Here is a 16505-nt window from a genome sequence, read left to right as displayed (position 1 = left end):
TTGCCCCAGGTCGCCACGGATGGTGACCGCCCGCACACTCGCCCTGCTCGTCGCGGTGGGTGCTGTGGCGGGTTGCTCGAACGCCGCCGCCGACCCCGGCGTGGACCAGGAGACGGACCGGACGGCCGAGCTGCTGGTCCAGGTGACCTCCGTCCACGAGGAGACGGGGATGACCCTGCTCGAAGGGCCGACCTTCGCTCCGGACGGCGGCCTCCTCGTCGTCGACGTCACCGCCCCCGCGGGGGAGCCCAAGGTGCTGAGGGTGGACACCGAGTCGCAGGAGGTGACACCGGTCTTCACGAACGAGGACAGCGCCTACACGTCCGCGCAGTTCAGCCCCTTCGACGACCGGCTGTACCTGACGGACTTCGTCGGCGGCAGGATCGACAGCATCACCCTGGAGGGGGACGACCACACCACGTTCTTCTCGGGGGACGTCGACGGTGCGCCGATGCAACCGGACGACCTCGCGTTCGACGAGGCGGGGAACATGTACATCAGCGACTCCACCGGCTTCTCCGACCCCGCCTGGGAGGCCGGCGGCCGGGTCGTCAGGATCGACCGGGAGACGGCCGAGGCGACCGTCCTGGCGGACGAGCTGCCGGCACCGAACGGTATCTCGTTCACCGAGGACTTCGCGGGCCTCTGGGTGGGCCAGTACGCCGCGAACCGCGTCGACCACTACGCGCTCAGCGAGGACGGGACCGAGGTGGAGAACTCCCACGCCGCGATCCACTTCGACGGCGGCACCAGCCGGATCGACTCCATCGCGGTCGACGCCGAGGGGAACCTCTACCAGGCCGTCCACGGCCAACCGAGCATCTTCGTGTACAGCTCGACGGGGGAGCACCTCACGACGGTCAGCGTCCCCGACGACGCCGCCGAGGGGTTGGAGTCGGCGACGAACGTCGCCATCGCTCCGGGGACGACCGACGCGTTCATGACTGTCAGCGGGGACGACGGCGGGTTCGTGTACGCGTTCGACGCCCTGGGGGAGGGGATCCGGCAGTCCAACGGCGGCTGATCCGCCTCGGGGCATCAGCCCGGGCCGGTGTCTGCCTTTCAGGCCCCTGTCGTGCCGACCGGACGAGTCCGTGAACTCACCGACGTCGCACGGCAGGGGCCTCCTGCCGTCCTGTTGGCCACGGCGACAATTCGAGGTGGACACAGGAGCTGCTGCCCCGCATTGTTCGAGCTCGGTACTGGAGAGCACACGACGTTCGACGGATCTGCGTGAGATTCTCGCAACTGACCCGACGATCAGGAAAGACCTGGCAGTGGTGGGGGCAGACTGCGGGTCTTTCGAATCGGGACGGGAATGGGAACCGTGACTTCAGGTATCCCTGAAGTGGTGCAGCCACTTACGCCCTTTGGCGAGGCCGGGAACATGGTCTCGCGGCAGACAAGGTAACCCCCTTTCTTCCCGGAACGGAACTCACCTTCGAGAAGGAAGAGTTAGCCTTCCAGTCGACCAGGTTCTACGAACACGCCGACGAGGTCATCGCGAACCGATCCAACAACGGAGGAGTCCACTGGATCTTCTTCGACCACCACCAGACCGGACAGCTCGCAGTGGATTCCCTCACCGGGGAGGGGGTGCGGCGCAGGTTCACCGCCTTCGGCGGAGAACGAGGCATCGCCAACGGCGCCTGGCCCAACTCGCGTGGGTTCGTCGGCGGGGTCGTGGACGACCAGGCGGGTCTGACACGTCTGGGCGCCCGGTCCTATGACGCTGGGCTGGGGTCGTTCATCTCGCCGGACCCGGTCGTGGACCTGGTGGAATTCCAGCAGAGGCGCGGGTATTCCTACTCCAACAACAACCCGGTATCCTCTACCGACCCGGATGGGGTGGCTGTCTTGGGTTGAGGGCCTTGTTCATATTCTATCTTAATGAGATTATCCATGGCGCGCTCCCTTCTTTCTGCAGTAGCTGCATTGATGGTTTCCTTTGTATTATTTCTGATTTCCGGTTCAGCATCTGATCGGCTTCCCGCTTCGTTTGAGGCGGGCATCTTGGTGCTGATGACACTCTTTGGCTGTGTGTTGCTATCGACCGGTGGGAGGGTTCGGTTTTCCCTTGCGCGATATGCGCGCCCTGGTGTGTGGGCGATCCGCGTGGCTGTGGTGTCAGTCTGGATCCTTGCCTTCGGCATTTTTGCAGCTGGGGTGATCCTCTCGGAGGATTCGTTTGGCCTTAGGACGATCCTTCTGGTGTTCGTCCCCTTCTTTTTGCTAATTATATTTTCATTTCTTTATTTTCTAAACAGCAAGAAGGGGGTAGGGGTTTCGGATTCAAGCACCAAATGGATTCTTCTTGGGGATGGAAATGGATCCCCATCGGATTGGGCGAAAGTCACTATCGATAGGCCGGAGGAGTCTGGGAGGGTTGTGTCCGCTCCATGCGATGTCTATGTGGGTCACGATCAAGTTGGTAGCTTGCTTCCTGGGGGTGTGTCAACCTTCTACATAACGCCAGGAAGGCATCCGATATTTCTTGAGTTCTCCGGGTTCTCCGGTCCTGTTGAATATTTTCATGGGAGTGGCGGAGATCTTCTGAGATTTACCGTGAGAAAGGGTGAAGGTCTCGGATGGCGGGAAAGTCTGCTCAATCCGGGAAGCCATTTGACTCTTCATGGTCCGACTTGTTGAATTTTTAGGCGACGTCCAGTGGGTGACAAGGATAATATGTCAATATAATTACTCTTCTAAAAATAAAGGCGGCATCGGCCGCTCCGGGGTCACACGCCGATGGCGGGATCCAGGAGCACGGCCCGGCCCTCCATCCAGTTCTGTCCGGTGAGGCGGCGGAACGCCTGGACGAGGTGGTCGCCGAAGTCGAAGGACGGGTCGAGGAGCCACTGGGCCTGGAGCCCGTCCCAGGTCGCGAGGAACTGGCGGGCGACCTCGACCGCGTCGAACCCGGGGTGGGCCGTGCCGACCCGCTGGCGGTGGCGCACCACCCGGGCGACGTGCGCGACGGCGTCCCGGTTGTGGCGGGCGAGGAACTCCTGGGCCGGGTGGTCGGGGGAGGTGGCGCGGCCCAGGAGTGCGGTGTGCAGGCGCATGATGTGCGCCCGTTCCGTCGTCGTGTCGACGAACGCGCGCAGCTCGTCCAGTCCCATGCCGGGGTCGGTGGTGAAGGGCCGCAGTGCGGACTCCTCGTCGGACAGCTCCAGAGCTGCGACGAGGAGGTGCTCCTTGGTGGGGAAGTGGTACAGCGCGGTGGCCTCGCTGGTCCCGGCCCGCCGGGCGGTCTCGGCCGTGGTGACCCTGTCGTGGCCCTTCTCGCGCACGGTGTCGAGCACCGCGCGGGCGATGCTCCTGCGGCGCTCGGCCGAACGGGCGTAGGGGCCGCGCGACCCGGTGGAGGTGGTGCTCATGGTGATCACTCTAGGCTTTCGGCAAAACCAAGGTCTACTCAACTTTCCTTGGAGCATCGCTCTTGTGACGGCTTTCCCTTGGCCTGTATGCTGCGATCCCCTCATGAAAACCCATGTTGACTCAGGTTTGAGGGATCGTCCCGCGTCATCCGGCGCGTCGCCCCGGTGCCGTGCCGCGTGGGAGCCCACCACCGACGCGAAGGAGCTCGCGCCTTGACCGCACACCCCGGATCCGTCCCCGACCTGAGCGGGCTCACCCTCGCGGAGCAGGCCTCGCTGAGCGGCGGCGCCGACTTCTGGACCACCAAGGCGGTGGGGGAGGTCCCCTCACTGGTGCTCACCGACGGGCCGCACGGGGTGCGCCGCCAGGCCGGGGCCACCGACCACCTCGGCCTCGCCGAGAGCCTGCCCGCCACCTGCTTCCCTCCGGCCGTCGGCCTCGCCCAGAGCTGGGACCCCGACCTGGTCGGACGGGTGGGCGCCGCCCTCGGGACGGAGGCCGGGGCACTGGGCGTCGACGTGCTCCTGGGGCCGGGGATCAACATCAAGCGCGACCCGCGAGGCGGGCGCAACTTCGAGTACTACTCCGAGGACCCGTTCCTCACCGGTGTGCTCGGCGGCGCCTGGGTGACGGGGCTCCAGAGCACCGGGGTGGGCGCCTCGCTCAAGCACTTCGCGGCCAACAACGCCGAGCACGACCGGATGCGCTCCAGCTCCGACGTCGACCCGCGCACGCTGCGCGAGATCTACCTGCGCGCCTTCCAGAGGGTGGTGCGCACGTCCGCCCCGTGGACCGTGATGTGCTCGTACAACCGCATCAACGGCGTCTACGCCTCCGAGGACCACTGGCTGCTCACCACCGTCCTGCGCGAGGAGTGGGGGTTCGACGGCGTGGTCGTCAGCGACTGGGGTGCGGTGCGGGACCGCTCCGCCTCGGTCCCGGCGGGGCTGGACCTGGAGATGCCCGGCGACGGCGGCGCGAGCGACGCCCGGCTCCTCGCCGCCGTGGAGAGCGGCGACTGCTCCCCGGAGGACGTCCGCACGGCCGCCTCCCGTGTGGCCGCGCTGGCCGCGAAGGCTGCCGGGGCCGGCCGGGGCGGCGCCGCACGGGACACGGGGACGCTCGCGGTCGGAGCGGAGGACGTCGAGGCCCACCACGCCCTCGCCCGCGAGGTGGCGGCGCGGTGCGTCGTCCTGCTCAGGAACGAGGGCGGGCTCCTGCCGCTGAACCCGGGCGGCTCCGTCGCCGTCATCGGCGGCTTCGCCCAGGACCCCCGCTACCAGGGCGGCGGCAGCTCCCACGTCGCACCCACGCGCCTGGACGTGCCCCTGGAGGAGATCCGCGCCCTGGCCGGGTCCGGCACGGTCACCTTCTCCCACGGGTACACCGAGGAGGGGGACGGTGCGGGCCTGCGCGAGCAGGCGGTGCGGGACGCCGAGAGCGCGGACGCCGCCGTGGTCTTCCTCGGCCTTGCCGAGCACCAGGAGTCGGAGGGCTTCGACCGGGAGCACATCGAGCTTCCCTCCGAACAGCTCGACCTGCTCGCGGCCGTCGCGCGGGCGCAGCCCCGCACGGTCGTCGTGCTCTCCCACGGCGGCGTGCTGCGCCTGGCCCCCGTCGCCGAGCTCGCGCCCGCGATCCTCGACGGGGCCCTGCTCGGCCAGGCGGGCGGCGGTGCGATTGCCGACGTGCTGTTCGGCCGGGTCAACCCGTCCGGCCGACTGGCCGAGACGGTGCCGGTCCGGTTGCAGGACACCCCCGCGTACCTGAACTTCCCCGGGGAGAACTCCGCGGTGCTCTACGGCGAGGGCCTGTACGTGGGCTACCGCTGGTACGACGCCCGCGAGACGGACGTGGCCTTCCCCTTCGGGCACGGGCTGTCCTACACGACCTTCGCCTACTCCGACCTGCGGCTGGAGCAGGCCGCCACCGGTGTCACCGCGAGTCTGACCGTGACCAACACGGGTGACCGGGCCGGGCGCGAGGTCGTCCAGTTCTACGTCTCCAAGCCCGACTCGGCCGTGTCGAGGGCTCCCCGGGAGCTGAAGGGCTTCACCGGCGTGACCCTGGACCCCGGCGCGAGCGAGCGGGTCTCCGTCCTGCTGTCGCGCGAGGACCTGGCGTACTGGGACGTCCGCGTCGACGGCTGGGTGGTCGAGGGCGGCGAGTACACGGTCTCGGCGGGCGCTTCGAGCCGCGACCTGAGGGCGGAGGCGGTGGTGGCCGTCGAGGGTGACGAGCTGCGGCTTCCTGTCACGCTCGACTCGACGCTGGGCGAGGTGCTGGCCGACCCGAAGGCGGCGTCCGTGCTCGCCGAGGTCCTCGCCCCTTCGGCGGCGATGGGCGACTCGTCCGCCCTGGGAATGGACATGGCGCGCATGATGGCCTCGATCCCGCTGGGACGCCTCACGGCCTTCGGGTCGGTGGGACGGGAGGAACTCGAAGCCCTCATCGCCCGCATCAACCAGGAGGGGTGAGGGCGGGGCCGCCGTCCCGGGACGGCGGCCCCCGCTCCGACTTTCCCGCGCGAGCCCCGAGGCGTCCACGAAACGATGGTCGCGGGGTCGGTGTCCGCGGCGGCAGAGGGGCCGCCGCGTGTCGGGAGCGCCCCTCGCGATCGGTCCGGGGCGCCTGGCTCCGTGCCGGTTCCGGCCTGCTCAGCGGTCTTCGTCCCCGCGCGCTGCCCCGCCGTCACCGGCCCCGGGGGAGTGGATGTGGAGCCGGTCGATGTATCCCGCCTGGACGACGGTGCCCCAGCTGTCGCCGTGGAACTCGTTCCGGCTGCTCGGCGGTCCTTGGGGCGGATGCTCGATTCCGGCCGGGCCACGGTGGGGCCCGGAGGGTGCCAGCCCCGGCCACCGTCGGGCGGCCCCGTGGTTCAGGATGCGCAGGACGAGGTCTGCGGCCCCCGCGGCGACCTTGCAGGCGAACAGGCCCGCGGCGACGACCAGGAGGAGCTGGAGAAGTGTGGCGGGACTGAGCTGGAGGGCGGCTTTCCGGGCAGGCTCCGCCAGCTGTAACGGCCCCGGAAAGACGGGGCCAGAACGCTCAGAACCAGTGCCTCGATCGTCGCCCGTACCTTTCCGCTCATCCGATGGGTGACCGTGGCGACGCTACAGGAGGACGGTGACGGCGCGCGAGGGGACTCCGTGTCCGGACCCGGCCACGTGCCGACCGCCCGGTCCGCCGGAGGCCGGATCCGGGGAACGGCCGTCGAGGAGCGGGACGGAGGACCACGCTCGGTCCGCGTGGCCCTCCGTCCCGCGAACGGACGCGGCGGGCGGGCTCGTCAGAGGCCGACCATCGACATCCCGGCGGCGTTGTACCGGTCTCCCCGGACGCCCACCCGCGCGGCGAGCGCGTCCAGGTCCGCGACCTCGTCGGCGGAGAGCGCCACCCGGGTGGCGCCGGCGTTCTCCTCGACACGTCCCCGGCGGCGCGTGCCGGGGATCGGCACGATCCACGGCTGCTGGGCGAGCAGCCAGGCGAGCGAGACCTGGCCGGACGTGGCCCCCTTCGCCTCGGCGAGGGCGCGGATGTGTCCCACCAGCGCCTCGTTGGCGTCGATGTTGTCGGCGTCGAACCGCGGGATGGTGGAGCGGATGTCACCCGGCGAGAACTCGGTCGAGGAGCCCACGGTGCCGGTCAGGAAGCCCTTGCCGAGCGGGCTGAACGGGACGAACCCGATGCCGAGCTCACCGCAGGTCGGCAGCACCTCCGGCTCGGGGTCGCGGGTCCACAGCGAGTACTCGCTCTGCACCGCCGTGACGGGATGGACCGCGTGGGCGCGCCGGATCGTCCCGGCGCCCGCCTCGGACAGTCCGAAGTGGCGGACCTTCCCGGCCTCGACCAGCTCGCGGACCGCTCCCGCGACCTCCTCGATCGGCACGTCGGGGTCGACCCGGTGCTGGTAGAAGAGGTCGATCACGTCGGTGCCGAGCCGCTGCAGCGACGCGTCCGCGACCCGTCTGATCTGTTCGGGGCGTGAGTCGGTCCCGGCCATCCTGCCGTCCTGGATGTTCCAGCCGAACTTGGTGGCGATCACGACCTCGTCGCGCAGGGGGGCCAGCGCCTCGCCGACGAGTTCCTCGTTGACGTAGGGCCCGTAGACCTCGGCGGTGTCGAAGAAGGTGACGCCCTCCTCCTCCACGGCGTACCGGATCACGTCGATCATCTCGTCGCGGTTTCCCGGGTTGGGGCCGTAGCTCTGCGACATGCCCATGCAGCCGAGTCCGACGGCGGAGACCTCGAGTCCCTGTCCGAGTGTGCGCGTGTGCATGGTGTCTCCTCAGGCTTCGGGGATGTCGAGGGCGAAGTTCTCGCGGGTGATGTCGCCGGGTTCCGGGCCGCCGCGGACGCCGGTGTCCAGTGTGTCGATCGCCGCGAGCTGCTCGTCGGTGAGGTCGAAGTCGAACACGTCGAAGTTCTCCGCGATCCGGGACGGCGTCACGGACTTCGGGATCACCTGGCGGCCCCGCTGGAGGTGCCAGCGCAGCATCACCTGTGCGGGCGTCCTGCCGTGCTCGGCCGCGATCCCGCGGATCACCGGGTCCTCCAGCGTGGAGCCCTCCGAACCGTCGCGGTAGAACGTGATGCCCCCGATCGGCGACCAGGCCTGGTTGAGGATGCCGTTCGCAGTGTCGTACTCCAGTACCTCGGGCTGCCGGAAGTACGGGTGGACCTCGATCTGGTTGACCGCCGGTACGACCCCGGTCCGGGAGAACAGGCGGTCGAGGTGGCCGGGCATGAAGTTGGAGACGCCGATCGCGCGCACCCTGCCGTCGCCGAGGAGCTCCTCCAGCGCCTTGTACGCCTGGACGGTCAGCTCGAACTCGCCGGGCAGCGCCTGGTGCAGGATCAGCAGGTCGATCCGCTCGACGCCGAGCTTTCCGGCGGACTTGTCGAAGGCGTGCAGGGTCTCGTCGTACCCGTAGTCCGTGATCCAGACCTTGGTCTCCAGGAAGACCTCGTCGCGGGCCAGGCCGGAGCGGCGGACCGCCTCGCCGACCTCGCGCTCGTTCCCGTAGGCGGCGGCGGTGTCGATGTGCCGGTACCCGGTGGACAGCGCGGCCTCGACAGCGGAGACCGTCTGCTCGGCCGGGGTCTGGTAGACGCCGAACCCGAGGACCGGCATCTGCACACCGTTGTTCAGGGTGACGTTCGGAATGCTCATATGCTCACGCTAAGTCACGAAGGGCTCGCGGGGGAGTACCTGACGGGCCTGGTACTGGCAGTGCCCCCCACGGAGGCGGTCCCGGCGTCACGGAGCGTGGCGCCGGTCGGGGTACCGGCAGTACCTCCCACCGTGCTCGCGGGACGCCTACCGTGGAGGCATGGGAACGATGGACCTGCGCAGCGAGATCCGCGAGTTCCTGAGTTCGCGGCGTGCGCGCATCACTCCGGACCAGGCGGGCCTCCCGGCCTACGGCGGCAACCGCCGCGTCAAGGGGCTGCGCCGCGAGGAGGTGGCGATGCTCGCGGGCGTCTCGGTGGACTACTACGTGCGCATGGAACGAGGCAGCCTCGCCGGCGCGTCCGAGGGCGTGCTCGACGCCCTGGCCTCGGCGCTGAAGCTGGACGAGGCCGAGCGCGACCACCTGTTCGCCCTGGCCCGGGAGTCGGGTGCGCGGAGCAGCCGCCGCGGGCGGAGCACCCCGACGACCGTCCGCCCCGTCCTGCAACAGGTCCTCGACGCGATCACCGACGCCCCGGCCTGGATCCGCAACGGCCGCCACGACGTGCTGGCGATGAACCAGCTCGCCCGTGCCCTCTACGCTCCGGTGCTCGCCGACCCGCGGCGCCCGGCGAACACCACCCGGTTCGTCTACCTCCATCCCGAGGCGGCCAGGGAGTTCTTCGTCGACTACGACCGGATCGCCAACGACGCGGCCGCGATGCTGCGCCTCGAGGCGGGCCGGGATCCGCACAACCGGTCGCTCATCGCGCTGGTCGGCGAGCTCTCGACGCAGAGCGAACTGTTCCGCAAGCGGTGGGCCTCCCAGGACGTGCGTTTCCACCGCTCCGGGCGCAAGCGGCTGTGCCACCCGGTCGTCGGCCGGCTCGACCTCGACTTCGAGGCGATGGAGCTCCCCTCCGAGCCCGGCCTGCACCTGAACGTCTACACCGCCCCCGCCGGGTCCCCGGCGGCCGACGGCCTCAAACTGCTGGCGTCCTGGGCCGCCGGCCAGGAACGGCTGCCCACCGAGGAGCCCCCGGTCAACCGCTGAACCGGATCTTCCGCCCGGGCCGCCGTCCGGCCGAGTCCCGTGTCCGCCCCGCACCGGCGGGGACCGTTCCGGGCGGCGTGAAAATGGGCGGCCCGGTGCGCCCCGGGGCACACCGTTGGAGGGCCTTGCAGTGCTGTTGGGCTTCGGTGGAACCGGGGGCGGGCAGCGTCGGGAGGAGGACTCCCGAACACCGAGGGCGGACCATGAGCGACACGACGCACTCCCCGGACGCCGGCGGCGCCGAGAACGGCACACGCGCACGCGGGCTGGAGGTGCTGCGCGACCCCGTGCTCAACAAGGGGACCGCGTTCACCGCCGACGAGCGCCGCGCCCTGGGGCTGGAGGGCCTTCTGCCCGCCGCGGTCGAGTCCCTCGACCAGAGGGCGCGACGCGCCTACGGTCAGTACCGCGACCAGCCCTCGGACCTCGCCAGGAACATCTTCCTGGAGGCCGTCCGCGATCGTGACGAGGTGCTCTACTACCGGCTCCTGGGCGACCACCTCCAGGAGATGCTGCCCGTCGTCTACGATCCGACGGTCGCACGGGCCATCGAGACCTACAGCACCCAGTACCGGCGCCCCCGCGGCGTCTACCTGTCGGTGGACGACCCCGACGGCGTCGAGCGCGCCCTGGCCAACCTCGGTCTCGGCGCGGGCGACGTCGACCTTCTGGTCGCCTCCGACGCCGAGGAGATCCTGGGGATCGGCGACTGGGGTGCGGGCGGGGGTGCGGGGATCGCCGCGGGCAAGCTCGCCGTGTACACGGCGGCGGCCGGGATCGACCCGGCGCGGACGATCCCGGTGGCCCTCGACGTCGGTACCGACAACGAGGCGCTGCTCACCGGCCCCCGGTACGTCGGCAACCGTCACGCGCGCGTACGCGGAGAGCGCTACGACGCGTTCGTCGACGCCTACGTCACCGCGGCGACCCGGCTGTTCCCCGAGGCCGTCCTGCACTGGGAGGACTTCGGTCCCGCCAACGCCCGCCGCATCCTGGACCGCTACCGGGACTCGGTGCCCACCTTCAACGACGACGTCCAGGGCACGGGGGCGATCGTGCTCGCCGCGATGCTCGGGGCGGTTCGGGTCTCCGGCACACCCCTGCGCGACCAGCGGATCGTGGTCTTCGGCGCGGGGACGGCCGGGCTCGGTATCGCCGACCAGTTGCGTGACGCGATGGTGCGCGACGGCCTGACCGGGCAGGAGGCGACCGGCCGGGTGTGGCCCGTGGACCGGCAGGGCCTGCTGACCGACGACATGGACGGGTTGCGCGACTTCCAGGTCCCCTACGCCCGGCCCGCGTCCGAGGTGGAGGACTGGGCGCGCGAGGACGGCGCCATCGGCCTGCACGAGGTGGTGTCGCGGGTGCGGCCGACGCTGCTGCTCGGCACGTCAACCGTGCACGGGGCCTTCACCGAGGACGTCGTCACGACGATGGCCCGGCACACCGACCGGCCGGCCGTCTTCCCGATCTCGAACCCGACCGAGCGCATGGAGGCCTCGCCGGAGGACCTGCTGCGCTGGACCCGGGGGAGGGCGCTGGTGGCGGTCGGCGTCCCGGCGGAGCCGGTGTCGGTACGCGGCGTCGAGTACTCCGTCGCCCAGGCGAACAACGCCCTGATCTTCCCGGGCATCGGCCTCGGAGCGATCGTCTCCCGCACCCGCACCATCACCGACGCGCTCATCCGCGCCGCCGCCGAGGCCGTCGCCGCCATGGTCGACACCTCCGCGCCCGGCGCCTCCCTCCTGCCGCAGGTGGAGGACCTGAGGGAGGTCTCCGCCCGCGTCGCCGTGGCCGTGGTCCGCAGGGCCGAGCAGGACGGTCTCGCCCGCGTCGCGGTCACCGATCCGGTGCAGCAGGTGCAGGACGCCATGTGGCAACCGGTGTACCGTCCGCTGCACGCCCTGTGAGGCGCCGCCGGGCCCGTCCGGGGCGGGAGGTGGGTCCGGCGCCCCGGCCGTGCTGATGTGCCCGGGGCACCCGCACGCCGGCCCGTGCGGAGGCCCGACCGCCGCGGCCGTCCACCGGTCGCGTCGCGTCCGGCACCGTCACCGCGGCGGGTCCCGTGAGGTCGGCCCGCAGGCGTCCCGGCGAGGGCGCTGCGCCGGGGTGGGGGTGGTGGGGCGAACACGGGACCTGCTATTTTCCGTTCCGCGTTCTCCTTGGACACCTCACATGTATGGAGTGGTTGCGTATCCACCGCACTGGCCCCCGCGTCGCCGCGTCGGCGCTCATCCTCGCCCCCGCCATCGCCCTGGGAACCCCGGCACAGGCCGAGAACGTGACCGGATGCCTCGGTGAGGAGGGAGCCACCGTCGAGGAGGCACGGATCACCGAGGAGGTCCCCCAGGAGATCCTGGCCAGGTCCGGATTCGCCTCGGCCGTGGACGGCTTCACCAGGGACCTGTGCGCCGCGTCGGGGGTGGACGACGCGGGCGCGATCGTCGAGCGCCACGCGGACGCGCTGTGGCGGAAGGCGGTGGACCGGGTCCAGGGGACCGGGTCCGTCGAGGGGGACCTGAGCGCCGGGGACGACCGCCCCCTGTACTGGGCGCGGCTCGGTATGACCTCGGCCCTCCACCGCTGGGAACCGGGCTTCGAGCTGGAGGAGGCCGATCGCGCCGCACTCGTGGCCGACATGGACCGCCGCTCCCGGGGCCAGAACGGCGCCGGTCTCCCCGAGGCCGCCGGGGAGTCCGAGGTGTCCCACATCGTGGTGACCGGGTTCGACCCGTTCCGCCTCGACAACGACATCCGCCAGGCCAACCCCTCCGGTGCGGCGGCCCTCGCCCTGGACGGAGCGGTGATCGAGACCGCCGACGGCGTCGCGGTCGTCAGGACCATGCTCTTTCCGGTGCGCTGGCGCGACTTCACCGACGGCATGGTCGAGGAGGCACTCCTGCCGCACTACACCGGTGACCGGCCGGCGGACGCGGTCATCACCGTCAGCCAGGGCCGGGACGGCCGGTTCGACCTGGAGGCCCACAACGGGGCCTGGCGCGGCGGCTCCGACGACAACGAGTCGGTCGGCACGCCGGAGGTCGCACCCATCCCCGACGGCATCCCCACCGTCACCCCGCAGCCGCAGTGGTCGGACTCCTCCCTCGACCACCCGTCCATCGTCGAGGAGACCCACGGGGCGCCGTTCCCCGTCATCGACAACACCGAGGTGACCGAGATCCCCGTGGGCGGAACCGAGCCGGTGGTGCGCCCCGACGGACCGACGCCCGGCTCCGAGGCGCGGTCCGGTGGCGGGGGCAACTACCTCTCCAACGAGATCGCCTACCGCAACACCCTGCTGCGCGACGCCACCGGCCGGGACATCCCCGCAGGCCACGTGCACACGCCGATCCTGCACTTCGGGCCCGGCGACGGCATCACCGACGCCGAGTTCGAGCAGAACCGCGCGGCGATCGTCGGCCAGGTCGAGGACATCGTCGCGGCAGCCGTCAGGTCGTGACGTCGGCGGGGCGGGCGTTCCCACGGGCGCCCGCCCCCGCACCGGCGGCTTCCCCGGCTGCCGGGCGACGGCTCCGAGGGCACGCGTGCGGTCCCCGACCCAGAACGGCCGTCCGGCCTGCGTCCGCAGCGGGCCTCCCCGCGCGAGCCCCCTGCGCCGTGCCGGTGTGGGGGAGCGTCCGCAGCGGTGCGTCGCGGGAGTCGCTCCGCGCTCTCGCGGGTAGTACTGGTGAACGTCCGACGGAAGGTGGGTTCGAGCATGAGGCCGAGCGAGATCTCCGAGGTCCTGAACCATCCGACGAGCAGGGAACTCCTTGCCCGCGACCTGATCCGCCTGGCCTACGTGGCCGGGGACGGCACACCCCGGGTCGTGCCGATCGGGTTCGTCTGGAACGGCACGAACATCGTCATGTGCACGGCGAAGAACGCCCCCAAACTTCCGTCCCTGCGCCGTAACCCGGCGGTCGCCCTGACGGTCGACACCGAGGCGCACCCGCCGCAGATGCTGCTGATCCGCGGCAGGGCCGAGCTGGACGTCGTCGAGGGCGTTCCGGACGAGTTCCTGGAGTCGAGCGGCACCTACACGATGACGCCCGAGCAGCGGGTGGAGTGGGAGGCCGGCGTCCGCTCGCTCTACGACGGCATGGTCCGGATCGTCGTGAGCCCGACCTGGGCGAAGCTGATCGACTTCGAGACGACCCTTCCGAGCGCGGTGGAGGAGCTGATCCAGCAGCGGGACGCACGCGACGGAGCCTGAGCGTCCCGCGGCACGCGCTGCGCCTTCTCGTGGCGCAGCGGGCGGGGCACAGGTGGGGTGAGCCCGGCGGTCCGCCGGAACACGCGGACGAGTCGGACGACGCCGGGACACGCCTCGTTCGCGATGGCGGGTGGCCCGGGCGGTGGGCCCTGACCGCAGGGGGCCGTGACCGCGACCGGACGCGGCCCCCGGGTGGCCGCCGTGCCCGATTCCCCACGGGCGCGGCGGCCGACGCCTCTCAGGAACCCTGGGGCGCGCCCGCGCCGCGCAGGTGGGACATGCTGCCGTACAGGTCCTGGAGCCGCCGCACCTCCTCGGCGTCGACGAACTGCGCGATGCCGCGGCCGTAGTCCTTGGCGGTCTCGATGACAAACCGGACGGCGGTCTCCACGCTGCGCAGGTCCGTGGCCCCGGTGGCCGAACCGGCCACGGCGGTCTCGGTCACGATGGCCACCCCCACGACGGGGGCGGTGGTGGCCGTGGCCGGCTGCAGGATCGAGTTGACGTGGTAGACGCCGTTGCCGTACGGGGTGATGTCCTGCATGGTCAACGGCATGACGGCGGGTGCGCGCCCGGTGGTGCGGGAGACGATGTCGAGCAGGGTCTCCGGGACCCGGACGATCCATCCGTCGACGACGGCCGGGGTGATGGCGATGCCGTGGTGGTTGCAGACGCGGTTGCCCTTGGTGGTGTCCACCGACAGGATCGCGTCCATGGCGGGCAGGACCTCGTGCCGGTTGCTGACGTCCTGGTCCACGACCGAGTCCATGAACGGGACTGGGTCGTGGGGCTGGGTCGGGGCGTCGGGGTCGATGTGGGTGGCCAGCACGACGTCGCCCGGCAGGGTGTCCCCCCGGCGGCGCATGTCCAGGAGCTTGGCGGCCGCGGCGACGGCGGTGAGGGCGCCGTCGCCGTCGCTGACGAAGCCGATCTGCTCGGGGCGCGCGCCCAGGCCGCCGAGGCGGCCGAGGATGCCCAGGGTGGGGGCCGAACCGCCCGACGACGCCCCGTCGGTGCCGGCGATCGTCACCCGGATGAAGTCGGTGGACCCGCCCTCACCCTCGACGGTCTCGACGGCGACCTCGCCGTCGGTGGCGCCGTGCCGGCGCAGGTACTCCACGACTCCCGCCCCGCTCGCGGTCGGGGTGTCGAGCAGGTCGTGGGTCTCGATGACGTGGCTCCAGGACATGGGTGCCTCTCTCGGGTGGTGGGTGACCGCCGGCCCGGGCGGGCGGTGCGACCGGTGCGGACACCGGTCGCGGCGATCCTTCGGGGTGGGGTCGGGCCACGCGGTCGGTGCGCGGTCGACACGTTCTGCGGGTCTGGGGCTCAGCCTCCGGCTGCTCGCACGGCGGCCCGCGCGCCGGCGAGGACGGCGTCCACGACGGGGACGCCGACCCTGTCGGTGAGCCGGGCGTGCAGACCGATGGTGGTCATGCCGGTGCACGCGAACATCAGGGTGTCCGCGCCCATGGAGACGAGCTGCTCGGCGGCCCTCACCGAGGCGGTGAGTCCGGCTTCGGTCGCCAGGTCGTGGGTCCGGCGCACACCCTCGGGCACGAGCGCGGCGACGCGTGCGGACCCGAGCACGGAGGTGACCGACTCCGGGGTGCGGGTGGTCAGGTCCAGGACGCCGACCCGGGAGCCGAGTTCCAGGGCCCGGTGGGCCGCGGCCTCCCCGGCGCCGACGACGGGGACGCCGACCGCGGTGCGGGCCGCAGCCAGCCCCGGGTCGGCGGCGCAGCTGACGAGCAGTGCGTCCACGCGGTCCTCGCGTTCCATGCGCGCGGCGAGGTCGGCGACCTTGCCCGAGGCGAGCGCGAAGGTCGCGTCGTCGTGCACCCCGTGCGGCTGGTCGGGCAGGCACCGGGAGACGGTGTCCACACCGAACTCCTCCCGGATGACGCGGCCGTGGGCGTCCAACTGCTCCTCGTCGTCGGTGGTGACCACCCGGATGACGCCGATCCTCATACCGTCGCCCCCGCCCGCGCGTCGAGGGAGTCGAGGACCTCCGAGGCCAGGCGCACGCAGACCGATCGGGCCAGGACCACCGGCAGGCCCGAGGCGGCGGCCGCGCGGGCGCGCATCTCCTCGGTGTAGCCGATGCAGTCCAGGGCCAGGAGGTCGGCTCCCCCCTCGGCGAGGCGCCGCGCGGCGGCGGCGAGGTCGTCGAGGGTTCCGGTGTAGGGGGAGCAGACGTCGGTGACGACCCGGGCCCCGTCGGGGAGGCGGCGGCCGAACTTGGCCTCGGTGTCCTGCCGCTGCTCGGGCAGGGGGCACACGACGCCGACGCATCCGGTGTCGCCGAGCAGGGCCGCGGCGCCGAAGGCGATCAACCGGTCGGGGACGAAGAGCGGCTTGGTGTGCTCCAGTTCCGGGAAGGCGCCGGTGCAGGCGAGCAGTACCGCGTCGACCTCCTTCTCCAGGTCCGCGAGGATGCCGGGCAGGCGCTCCATGACCAGGGACTCGCCCAGGACGACGGAGGTGCCGTCGGCGAGGCGGGTGGTGAGGGCGTGATCGTCCGGTGCGACCGGCCGGGCCTCGATCTCGGCGCGGGTGAGGCCGTCGAGGACCCCCCGCTCGACCACGGTGGCCTTCGGCGCCAGGGCGGTGAGCTCCGGTGTCAGGTCCGGGCGCGGCGCCTGGCCGATGGTGACGACTCCGAGTCGTGTCATGGTCCC

The 16505-nt window shown here is 71.3% G+C and carries 15 protein-coding genes; 9 read left to right on the top strand and 6 right to left on the bottom strand.

Annotated features, from left to right (window positions below):
• Positions 1–19: 19 nt before the first annotated feature.
• The 3 genes from Q8791_RS18745 to Q8791_RS18735 all read left to right on the top strand — a co-directional run bounded on the left by Q8791_RS18745 (position 20) and on the right by Q8791_RS18735 (position 2649).
• Positions 20–1024 (top strand): SMP-30/gluconolactonase/LRE family protein, encoded by a 1005-nt coding sequence (locus Q8791_RS18745; protein WP_330093034.1) that lies wholly within the window; start codon positions 20–22, stop codon positions 1022–1024.
• Positions 1025–1572: 548 nt separating this feature from the next.
• Positions 1573–1866, top strand: a complete 294-nt coding sequence (locus Q8791_RS18740) for an RHS repeat-associated core domain-containing protein (protein ID WP_330093033.1) — start codon at positions 1573–1575, stop codon at positions 1864–1866.
• A 36-nt stretch (positions 1867–1902) separates the two neighbouring features.
• Positions 1903–2649: a hypothetical protein gene (locus Q8791_RS18735; protein WP_330093032.1), complete on the top strand. Its 747-nt coding sequence runs from the start codon at positions 1903–1905 to the stop codon at positions 2647–2649.
• Between the two features lie 89 nt (positions 2650–2738).
• Here the strand turns inward: Q8791_RS18735 and Q8791_RS18730 are convergent, their stop codons facing one another.
• Positions 2739–3380, bottom strand: a complete 642-nt coding sequence (locus Q8791_RS18730) for a TetR/AcrR family transcriptional regulator (RefSeq protein ID WP_330093031.1) — start codon at positions 3378–3380, stop codon at positions 2739–2741.
• 213 nt (positions 3381–3593) lie between these two features.
• Between Q8791_RS18730 and Q8791_RS18725 the strand changes: the two genes are divergently transcribed.
• A complete protein-coding gene (locus Q8791_RS18725) occupies positions 3594–5858 on the top strand; it encodes a glycoside hydrolase family 3 C-terminal domain-containing protein (protein WP_330093030.1) in 2265 nt (754 codons plus the stop codon).
• A gap of 396 nt (positions 5859–6254) precedes the next feature.
• Positions 6255–6401, top strand: coding sequence for a hypothetical protein (locus tag Q8791_RS18720; protein ID WP_330093029.1), 147 nt, complete (start codon positions 6255–6257; stop codon positions 6399–6401).
• A gap of 269 nt (positions 6402–6670) precedes the next feature.
• On the opposite strand, the gene Q8791_RS18715 is transcribed toward Q8791_RS18720, so the two are convergent.
• Both Q8791_RS18715 and Q8791_RS18710 read right to left on the bottom strand, forming a co-directional pair.
• Positions 6671–7660 (bottom strand): aldo/keto reductase, encoded by a 990-nt coding sequence (locus Q8791_RS18715; RefSeq protein WP_330093028.1) that lies wholly within the window; start codon positions 7658–7660, stop codon positions 6671–6673.
• Between the two features lie 9 nt (positions 7661–7669).
• Positions 7670–8554, bottom strand: coding sequence for an aldo/keto reductase (locus Q8791_RS18710; RefSeq protein WP_330093027.1), 885 nt, complete (start codon positions 8552–8554; stop codon positions 7670–7672).
• Positions 8555–8714: 160 nt separating this feature from the next.
• Here Q8791_RS18710 and Q8791_RS18705 point away from each other — a divergent pair, with 160 nt between their 5' ends.
• The 4 genes from Q8791_RS18705 to Q8791_RS18690 all read left to right on the top strand — a co-directional run bounded on the left by Q8791_RS18705 (position 8715) and on the right by Q8791_RS18690 (position 13824).
• Positions 8715–9608, top strand: a complete 894-nt coding sequence (locus Q8791_RS18705) for a helix-turn-helix transcriptional regulator (RefSeq protein WP_407942024.1) — start codon at positions 8715–8717, stop codon at positions 9606–9608.
• Positions 9609–9811: 203 nt separating this feature from the next.
• Positions 9812–11518 (top strand): NAD-dependent malic enzyme, encoded by a 1707-nt coding sequence (locus tag Q8791_RS18700; RefSeq protein WP_330093026.1) that lies wholly within the window; start codon positions 9812–9814, stop codon positions 11516–11518.
• A gap of 278 nt (positions 11519–11796) precedes the next feature.
• Complete coding sequence (locus Q8791_RS18695) at positions 11797–13068, top strand: pyroglutamyl peptidase (RefSeq protein ID WP_407942025.1); 1272 nt, start codon at positions 11797–11799, stop codon at positions 13066–13068.
• 258 nt (positions 13069–13326) lie between these two features.
• On the top strand, positions 13327–13824 hold the full coding sequence (locus tag Q8791_RS18690) for a pyridoxamine 5'-phosphate oxidase family protein (RefSeq protein WP_330093024.1): 498 nt from the start codon (positions 13327–13329) through the stop codon (positions 13822–13824).
• A 238-nt stretch (positions 13825–14062) separates the two neighbouring features.
• Here Q8791_RS18690 and Q8791_RS18685 read toward each other — a convergent pair whose 3' ends face one another.
• The 3 genes from Q8791_RS18685 to Q8791_RS18675 form a co-directional block, all read right to left on the bottom strand.
• Complete coding sequence (locus tag Q8791_RS18685) at positions 14063–15013, bottom strand: DUF1177 domain-containing protein (protein WP_330093023.1); 951 nt, start codon at positions 15011–15013, stop codon at positions 14063–14065.
• A 140-nt stretch (positions 15014–15153) separates the two neighbouring features.
• Positions 15154–15795, bottom strand: a complete 642-nt coding sequence (locus tag Q8791_RS18680; protein WP_330093022.1) for an aspartate/glutamate racemase family protein — start codon at positions 15793–15795, stop codon at positions 15154–15156.
• On the bottom strand, positions 15792–16499 hold the full coding sequence (locus tag Q8791_RS18675; RefSeq protein WP_330093021.1) for an AroM family protein: 708 nt from the start codon (positions 16497–16499) through the stop codon (positions 15792–15794). The genes Q8791_RS18680 and Q8791_RS18675 overlap by 4 nt, the downstream gene beginning before the upstream one ends.
• Positions 16500–16505: the final 6 nt, after the last annotated feature.

The sequence above is a fragment of the Nocardiopsis codii genome (assembly GCF_036327455.1).
Classification (GTDB): Bacteria; Actinomycetota; Actinomycetes; order Streptosporangiales; family Streptosporangiaceae; genus Nocardiopsis; species Nocardiopsis codii.
The sequence above is the reverse complement of the archived record's forward strand: the minus strand, read 5'-3'. Positions and strand labels throughout refer to the sequence as shown.